This window comes from Bacillus sp. MUM 13 (genome assembly GCF_001866725.1).
In the GTDB taxonomy this organism is placed as follows: domain Bacteria; phylum Bacillota; class Bacilli; order Bacillales; family DSM-1321; genus Peribacillus.
Genome location: NZ_MLYQ01000124.1, coordinates 1 through 8761, shown reverse-complemented (window position 1 = coordinate 8761; position 8761 = coordinate 1). Strand labels below are relative to the sequence as shown.

Below are 8761 nucleotides of genomic sequence, written 5' to 3'. Positions count from 1 at the left end.
TGCGGGGTCTCACCTTCCCGCTAATCTAAGCAGGAGTCTCGCACTTACGCTCCAATCAACCAGATTTAACAATAGGGTAGCCTTGCAGAACTCATTAAAAGACAACTATCTTTAAGAAAAGGGCCATTAAATATGAAGATAAAAACAAGATTAATAAAGCATCATATTTAAACAAGCCTTTTTTAATCTTGGCAGGTTAGAGAAAAAGGACGATTTAGCAACCGGCCGTACAATGGATTTCAAAATATTCAATAGCAGCAAAATTTACGAAACAGCGCCAAAAGAAATACTCTTTAGAACTCAAAAAAAAGAAAAGCACATGGCTTTTCTAAAGTACATTCCATTCTTTAAGTATTTGTTTCACATTTTTCAATGTTTCTTTGAGGTCTCCGTTATTGTCTACAACTGCGTCTGCCAATTTCTTTTTCTCAACGAGCGGCATTTGTGAAGAAATCCTCGCAAGGGCGTCTTGTTCGGATAAAGCATTCCGCTTTATCAGGCGTTCTTTTTGAACGTCTTCGTCCACATAAACGAGCAGTGTTTTATCTGTCATGTAGGTAAGCTTGCTTTCAAACAGCAAGGGGATATCCATGAAAACAGCCTTTTCCCCTTCATGGAATGCCTTTTCTTTTTGTTCAGTCATCCTCTTTCTGACAGCAGGGTGGACAATGCTGTTCAGCAGGAGCCTTTTTTCCTCATTATGAAAAATTATGGCCCCTAGCTTAGACCGGTCAATGGTCAAATCCTCAAGCAAGAGGTCATCACCAAACGCCTGAACAATTTTTTCATAGGCTTCCCTTCCAGGCTCGACAACCTCCCGGGAAGCAATATCTGCATCAATGACGGGAAATCCCAATTCTTCTTTTATATACTGGCTTACACTGCTTTTACCGCTTGCAATGCCTCCAGTGATTCCAATTACCTGCCCCATAAAAAAAGACTCCTTTTTGCCTCAATAAAATTTTATTATGCCAATAATAATCAGCAGCACACCCGGCAAAAATGTCAATTTCTGAACAAGCCTGTTAGCGGACAAAACCTTTCCGCTCTGGAGGCCCATCCAAATAAATAAAGAACTCATGGCAGCAATGGCAAGAGCGAGTATGAAAGGGGGAATCCCAATCATTGCGGCTCCGATTCCTGCACCAAATGCATCGAGTGAAAGGGCAAATCCCAATACCAGTGCTTCCACCCCGTTAATGGTTCCCGATTTATCAAAATCCGCCGTTTGGGGTTTTTGCAGAATATTAATAGCAACACCAAGTGATTTGATTTCAAAATTAAATATAATTTTTTCTGTCAGCATTTCTTCGTGATTTTGTTTTGCTGGCCTAAAAAACTGAAAAAGAATCCACATGCCAAGGATGATTAAGATAACGCCCCCAGTTTTGGCAGCAGCCTCGGGAGAAACCAGCCTGCTGATAAAGTCCCCAATCATCATAGCGATGCCGAGGCTCAAAGCTGAGCAGCAGGATATGACCGCTATGGATCTAAAAGGAATCTTCATTTTTCTGATTCCAAATGTCATACCGACCCCAAATCCGTCGATACTTACCGCAAAAGCAAGAAATAGTATTTGTAGCCACATCGGAAAAAGTGCCCCTTCCTATCAGATTGCTACGATAGTATATGGAAATGGCAAATCCGATGTGTTTTTAATTAATTAGGGATTCAGTCCTGAAGTTTTTGGCAGGAAGGGCAGATATGTGTCCCCCTGCCGCCTACTGTAAGCTTTACAATCTCTGTTCCGCAGCGTTTGCATGCTTCCCCTTTTTTGCCGTACACATACAGCTCCAGCTGAAACATCCCCATTTCTCCCTGGGAGTTCAAATAGGTTCGAATGGTACTCCCGCCTTTTTCTACAGCCTGTGATAACGTATCGAAAATTTCCTGGCGGAGCACTTTTATTTCTGCTTCATTCAGTGAAGAAGCGATCCGCTCAGGATGGATTCCTGCCCGGAATAATGCTTCATCCACATAAATATTGCCAATGCCGACTACAACTGATTGATCCAGAAGCACCGGCTTGATTTTCCTGCTGGTTTTAAGCAGGCGGCTCTTCAGATACTCTGCTGTAAATTCTTTTGAAAAAGGCTCAGGTCCAAGGTGCATAAGCGGCTGCTGTGATTCTTCCTCGCCTTTGCTGAATAAGTGCATGGTCCCAAATTTTCGGACATCGCGGTAGCGAAGCTCGGTTCCGTCTCGGAATGAGAAAATGACATGTGTATGCTTGTCATAGGGAGTATCCTTTTCCTGCAGAGCATACTTTCCCTCCATCCGGAGATGTGAAACCATTGCATAATCATCCAGATAAAAAATCAAAAATTTGCCGCGCCGCCCAATTCCGTGAATGGTTTGCCCCATCAGTGCATCACGGAATTGTTCAGGCTGGGCAGGAGACTTAATGATGTTCGGCCAAAAAATTGATACGTCTTTAATTTCTTTGCCAATGACCAGGCTTTCCAAGGTCCGCCTCACTGTTTCTACTTCCGGCAGTTCTGGCATCTTTCCGCCTCCTTTTTAAGTAAACCCCAATGGAGGTTTTGCTTTATTTAGCATCAAACCAGGTCGGCCCGTATGCGTAATCTACCTTCAGGGGCACATCCAGCTCGATTGCCCGCTCCATTTCTTCAGGAACTATTTTAAGCAGTATGTCCAATTCTTCCCGGGGAGCTTCGAATATCAATTCATCGTGCACCTGGAGCAGCATTCTTGTTTGCAGCTTCTCCTGTTTAAGGCGGCCGCTCATATTAATCATAGCAAGCTTGATGATATCGGCTGCACTGCCCTGTATCGGCGTATTCATGGCCGTCCGCTCAGCAAAGCTTCTTAAGTTAAAGTTCCGGCTTGTTATTTCCGGGATATAGCGCCGGCGCTGAAGCAGAGTGGTGACATATCCAGCCTGCTTGGCATCTGCCACGCTTTCCTTCATATATTCTTCCACGCCCGGAAAGCTTCTCAGATATTGCTCGATGAACTGTGCGGCTTCTTTTCTCGAGATGTTCAGGCTCTGCGATAATCCATAATCGCTGATTCCATAAACGATGCCAAAGTTGACTGCCTTTGCCTGCCTTCTCATATTGGAAGTCACTTCATCCTTCCCTACATGGAACACATCCATCGCAGTTTTTGTATGGATATCCATATCACTCCGGAAGGCCTCAATAAGACCGGAATCCTTCGCGATATGTGCCAGGACCCGCAGCTCAATCTGCGAATAATCCGCAGCGAAAATGATCCAGTCCTTTTCAGAAGGAATAAAAGCCTGTCTGATTTTCCTGCCTTCTTCAAGGCGGATTGGAATGTTCTGCAGATTCGGGTCTGTAGAACTGAGCCGCCCTGTTTGTGTCAGCGCCTGATTAAAGCGTGTGTGCACTTTATCCGTTTTTTCGTCCGCCACTTTAAGGAGCCCCTCAATATACGTAGACTGAAGTTTGCCGAGCTGTCGGTAGTGAAGAATTTCCCGGACTACTTCATGCTTTGATTCCAGCTTTTCCAGCACATCAGCAGAAGTGGAATACCCTGTTTTCGTTTTTTTGATCACAGGCAGGCCCAGTTTTTCGAATAAAATGACACCAAGCTGTTTCGGGGAATTAATATTAAACGCCACACCTGCGGCCAGGAAAATTTTTTCTTCAATGGCTTTTAAGCGGCCTGCCAATTCTTTGCCCGTCTCCCTTAGCCTGCCCACATCCACCTTAATCCCCTGAAACTCCATGTCAGCTAAAATAAGGGACAATGGCAATTCGAGCTCCGTCAGCAATTCATATTGGCTGTTTTGCTGCAGCGCATGGATCATTTTATCTTTTAGATCCATTATCGCCTTTGCTTTCCGGGCAATATGGACATGAAGTTCTTTTTCTTCCGGAATGGCCCTTTTCGCCCCTTTTCCGTAAAATACTTCATCGGATTGCAGAGGACTTCCATTTTGCACCTTCACTATGTCTGAGACACCATTTGCAGATTCAGATGGGTTCAGGATATAGGAGGCAAGAAATAAATCAAAATCAATGCCCTTTAACTCAATGCCCTTCAGTTTGAGGGAAACAACAGAACGTTTGGCATCATATACGGATTTTTTCTTCGTATCATCTTCAGCCCATTTTTTAAACACATCAGAAGCAGCTGCAGTATCTGCAGAAAAACTGAAATTTCCGGCTTCATTTGACAGTGCCATACCGATAATTTCTCCGTGGAAATAGTTATCTTCAAGTATTTCGATATAAAGGGCACTCTCTTCAGTCAGCATATCTTCTGTTATTTCCGTTACAGAATCTGCATTGATTTCTTCCTGTTCCACTTCTTCACCCGGGACTGCCGCGTCCATCTTATCAAGAAGCGTCTGAAACCCAAGGTCTTTATAAAGGGCTATGACCTTGCCCGTGTCCATTCCTTCATAAGCGGTATCCTCTAGTGTAATTTCTATCGGAGCTTCCCTTGTAATCGTAGCAAGCTCCTTGCTCAAGACGGCAAGATCTTTATGCTCCTCGATTTTTTCCTTCAGCTTGGCCCCGCTCACTTCATCAATGGACTGTATCAGGTTTTCCACTGTTCCAAACTGATGAAGCAGTTTAAGCGCTGTTTTTTCTCCTACACCCGGAATTCCCGGGATATTATCTGAAGAGTCTCCCATAAGCCCTTTCATATCTACAATCTGGATTGGAGTCAGTCCATACTTTTCTTTAATATGCGAGGGAGTATATTCTTCAATTTCAGTGATTCCCTTTTTCGTGATATTTACTGTTGTCGTCTCTGAAGAAAGCTGTGTTAAATCCTTGTCCCCGGATATTACCTTCACCTCATAGCCTTCTTGTTCGGCCCGAAGAGAAAGTGTCCCGATGATATCATCCGCCTCGTAGTTCTCCAGCTCATAGCGGGCTATCTTATAAGAATCAAGCAGCTCGCGGATCAGAGGGAACTGTTCGGACAGCTCCGGAGGCGTTTTCTGCCTGCCTCCCTTATACTCCTTATATGATGCATGCCTGAATGTGGTTTTTCCTGCATCAAACGCAACAAGCAAATGTGTCGGCTTTTCTTCTTGCAGTATCCGGTTGAGCATCATCGTAAAACCGTATATTGAATTTGTATGTATGCCTTTATCATTATTTAAAAGCGGCAATGCAAAAAAAGCACGGTATGCTATGCTGTTTCCATCGATTAACACCAATTTTTTATCCAAATCCGCACCCTCCTAGTTAACAGCCATAACGCGTTTTAAAAAAAGTCCCAAACAGTAAAAGCCGTTATATTCTTTCCTATATTCTAACACGAGAATAATAGGAAAGAAAAATAACGGCACAGCAGAAGCACAAGGCTTCCCTTTATTTATTTTTAAGGCTGTTTTCTTAAACATTGCTGCTATGAAACAAGGTGGTTGATTTCCGCTCCAGGATGCTCGCTTTCCGCGGGGCAGGCGGTGAGCCTCCTCGGCTGCGCCTGTGGGGTCTCACCTACCCGCAAATCCCGCAGGAGTCTCGCACCTTACGCTACAATCAACCTGACTTAACAATGGGATTGCCACACATAACAAGTTAAAAAAACAACATTCTTTAAGAAATGAGCCATTTTAATAATGATGTCCGGCTGCATACCATGACTCACTATGTTAAAGATTAATTATTTTACACTAAATGGTTCGTAAATAGGATAAATCATTGTTTGGAAAAAGCAGGAACGGGGTCTTGTCCCTGCTTTTTCCGGCTCCTTGGATGAAGGGGTTTACACTAGTAATTGTAGTACTTTTTTATTAAGAAAGATTAGCTGTATTGTAAAGTACTTGTAAATTCCCATCATCCGCAAAAGGCCTTTCATATCAATCGTTTTTTTAATGTCACAGTGAAAGCTGTGCCTTTGCCCGGTTCGCTTTGCACACTGATTTTTCCTTTATGGACTTCCACGATATGCTTTACAATCGCAAGCCCAAGACCGGTGCCGCCGGAATTTCGGCTCCTTGCCCTGTCGACCCGGTAAAACCGCTCGAAAATTCTCGGAAGCTCATCCTTTTCGATTCCGATTCCATTATCCCTGACTGTCACATGAACCGAATCCGCTGATTCAGCGAGATTAACACTTATCTTTCCACCGGCCGCTGTATAGTTTAAGCCATTTGTAATCAGATTGATGAAAATCTGCTTCACTCTATGGGAATCCCCTTCAATAACTGCCGGTTTATCAGGCATATTCAGTTCAATGGTGATATTTTTCTCTGAAGCCTTGAAGTGAAGAATATCACATGTTTCTTTTAAAATCACAGACAAATCAAAGCATTGAATATCAAGGACAAATTCCTGCTGCTCCATTTTCGATAAATCAAGCAGCTCCTGGATAAGTGCCTGCAGCCGGTCGCTTTCCTTAAGGATAATCATCAGGAAATTCTGCAGCGTTTCTTTATCTTCCAAGGCACCATCCAGCAATGTTTCTGAAAACCCCTTTATCGAGGTGATCGGCGTTTTCAGTTCATGGGAAACATTGGCAACAAAGTCCTTGCGCATCTGTTCAAGCTTCTTAAGCTCTGTAATGTCATGAAAAACAACCAAAATCCCTTTCCATTCATCGTTATTGCCAATGATGGGTGCCCCGTACACTTCAAAGTGCTTCCTTTCAAGCATCAATGGAATGTGGAGCTGCCTCTTGATGCTCTTCTCCGTAATGAAAATTTCTTCAATAAGCGCAATGATTTCTTTATGCCGGACTACTTCATAGTAAACCCGGAAAAGAAAGGAAGATGCTTCAACCTGGAACAATTCTTTATATTCCCTGTTTATCAGGGTGATGTACCCCTTATTGTCAATCAGAAGGACGCCGCTGCCGATGTTTTCAATCAATGTTTCGAGCCGGTCCTGGTGCATTTCCCTCGCTATCTCCATTTCCTGGAGATTTCGCGCAAGGATATTCAACGATGTGCTCAGCATTCCTGTTTCATCCGAATGCTCCTCATATGTACGCGCCCTGTAATTGCCCTTCGCCAGTTCAATCGCCGTATTTGTGGCCGCTTCTATTGGTTTAGTATACCGGGAAGCGATTTTGGCTCCAAGCATAATAATAATGATAAGTGAAGCACCGAGGCTTGCTGAGAGAATTTGCCACATCGATCTGTTAACCTTCTTAATGGCTTCGATTTCATTGCTTAAAACTGCATAGCCTTCTATCTTATGGTCTCTTTTAATGGCTTTCCAATAATAATGCAGATCCTTTTCGCCCTCCACCGTTTCAAACCCTTCACCCCTATCGCTGCCTTCCTTATGGGCAATGCTTTTCAGAAGAGCCTCATGCCTTCCCGGATTTGTTTTCCGGTTTGCATTGCTGTCAAAAAGGATGCTTCCAGTTTCAGAAATAATCGTGAAATTAGAATCAAGCAATGATTTAAGGTCATTTGTTTTATTAAAAGCCAGAAACGAGGTAATTCCGCCGTTTTGTTCAATATAATTGGAAATGAAAACTGTTTCCTTCTGAAGGCGTTCATTAAAGGTATTAACATAATAGCTTTTAAACAGCTGGCCCAAGAGCAGGCCCGCTGCAATCAGGACAATCATGATTAAAGTAATTAAGGCAAACAAAAGCCTTGTCCTGAATTTATTCATTCGTCTTTAGGCTCCTCCAGTTTATAGCCCAGTCCGCGAATGGTTTTAATATATAAGGGTTTCTTGGAATTACTTTCAATTTTCTCACGCAGATGGCTGATATGCACATCAACAATCCGAGTGTCCCCTGCAAAATCATAGTTCCAGACCGCGCTAAGCAGCTGATCCCGTGTGAGCACTCTTCCTTTATGCTTAGCCAGGTACATCAGCAATTCAAACTCCTTAGGAGTCAGCTCCAGCAGATTTCCATCAAAAAATGCTTCATAGCGTTCAGGATATATTTTCAAACCGCCAAGTTTAATGAGCTCATCATCACTGTTATCTTCTTCGGCTTTTTCAGGCTGAAACTGCGACCGCCTCAAAATGGCTTTTATCCTTGCTACGACTTCCCGCGGGCTGAAAGGCTTTGTCATATAATCATCAGCGCCAAGCTCAAGGCCAAGCACTTTATCAAATTCATCATCTTTTGCTGTAAGCATCAAAATTGGAGTCATGACTTTTTGCTGCCGCAGCTCCTTGCAAACTTCTATTCCATCAAGCTTCGGCAGCATCAAATCAAGTACAATCAGCTCGGGCTTCTCCTCAATGGCAAGCTTCAGGCCTTCTTCTCCGTCAATCGCTGTCACCACTGAATATCCTGCCTGTTCCAGATTGTATTGCAGCAGAGTCAATATTGATTTTTCATCATCTACTACGAGAATTTTCTTTATCATGTCATCCTCCTGAGTATGTATTACCCCTGCCCAAGTCTCGAGCCTATCATCCACCTTCATTATAAAGAAAAAAACCGAGAAGGAAAACGCTAATTTAGGATATCCAAAATTTCTTTGCCCTATTAATGAAATACAGTGCCTTTCAGACCAATAAATATGAATAGTAAAATACGAGTTCATCTAAAGAGAACATAGAGAGAAACTGCCGATTAACCGCCTGTTTCGAATGGATGAAAGCAAAAGGCAGTTTTCGAAAGCTTGCTGCTATGAAACATGTGGCTGACTTAACTATGTAATCGCCCTCAAGAAAACATTAAATGGAAAAACAGCAATCTATAAAAAAAGCTCTTTGTTTTAAGAATGCTGTTTTTTAATAAGTTCTACGAGGCAACCCCATTGTTAAGCCAGGTTGATTGGAGCGGAAGGTGCGAGACTCCTGCGGGATTAGCGGGAAGGTGAGACCCCGCA

General features: G+C 43.2%; 6 protein-coding genes. All 6 read right to left on the bottom strand.

Annotated elements, in window-relative coordinates; translation table 11 throughout:
* Nucleotides 1-328: 328 nt before the first annotated feature.
* On the bottom strand, nucleotides 329-931 hold the full coding sequence (gene coaE / locus BIV59_RS20885) for a dephospho-CoA kinase (protein WP_071353396.1): 603 nt from the start codon (nucleotides 929-931) through the stop codon (nucleotides 329-331).
* A gap of 21 nt (nucleotides 932-952) precedes the next feature.
* Nucleotides 953-1588 carry a sporulation membrane protein YtaF gene (gene ytaF, locus BIV59_RS20880; RefSeq protein ID WP_071353395.1) on the bottom strand — a complete coding sequence of 212 codons (636 nt, stop codon included), beginning with the start codon at nucleotides 1586-1588 and terminating at the stop codon, nucleotides 953-955.
* Between the two features lie 83 nt (nucleotides 1589-1671).
* Nucleotides 1672-2505 (bottom strand): DNA-formamidopyrimidine glycosylase, encoded by an 834-nt coding sequence (gene mutM, locus BIV59_RS20875; RefSeq protein WP_071353394.1) that lies wholly within the window; start codon nucleotides 2503-2505, stop codon nucleotides 1672-1674.
* Between the two features lie 43 nt (nucleotides 2506-2548).
* Nucleotides 2549-5179, bottom strand: a complete 2631-nt coding sequence (gene polA, locus BIV59_RS20870; RefSeq protein WP_071353393.1) for a DNA polymerase I — start codon at nucleotides 5177-5179, stop codon at nucleotides 2549-2551.
* Nucleotides 5180-5807: 628 nt separating this feature from the next.
* Nucleotides 5808-7580: a two-component system histidine kinase PnpS gene (pnpS, locus tag BIV59_RS20865; RefSeq protein WP_071353392.1), complete on the bottom strand. Its 1773-nt coding sequence runs from the start codon at nucleotides 7578-7580 to the stop codon at nucleotides 5808-5810.
* Nucleotides 7577-8293 carry a response regulator transcription factor gene (locus BIV59_RS20860; protein WP_071353391.1) on the bottom strand — a complete coding sequence of 239 codons (717 nt, stop codon included), beginning with the start codon at nucleotides 8291-8293 and terminating at the stop codon, nucleotides 7577-7579. Before BIV59_RS20860 ends, pnpS begins: the two co-directional genes overlap by 4 nt.
* Between the last annotated feature and the right edge of the window lie 468 nt (nucleotides 8294-8761).

Bases quoted from the DNA above. Each gene is read 5' to 3' on its own strand.
- coaE (WP_071353396.1), bottom strand. From the start codon at position 931: ATGGGGCAGGTAATTGGAATCACTGGAGGCATTGCAAGCGGTAAAAGC.
- ytaF (WP_071353395.1), bottom strand. From the start codon at position 1,588: ATGTGGCTACAAATACTATTTCTTGCTTTTGCGGTAAGTATCGACGGA.
- mutM (WP_071353394.1), bottom strand. From the start codon at position 2,505: ATGCCAGAACTGCCGGAAGTAGAAACAGTGAGGCGGACCTTGGAAAGC.
- pnpS (WP_071353392.1), bottom strand. From the start codon at position 7,580: ATGAATAAATTCAGGACAAGGCTTTTGTTTGCCTTAATTACTTTAATC.
- BIV59_RS20860 (WP_071353391.1), bottom strand. From the start codon at position 8,293: ATGATAAAGAAAATTCTCGTAGTAGATGATGAAAAATCAATATTGACT.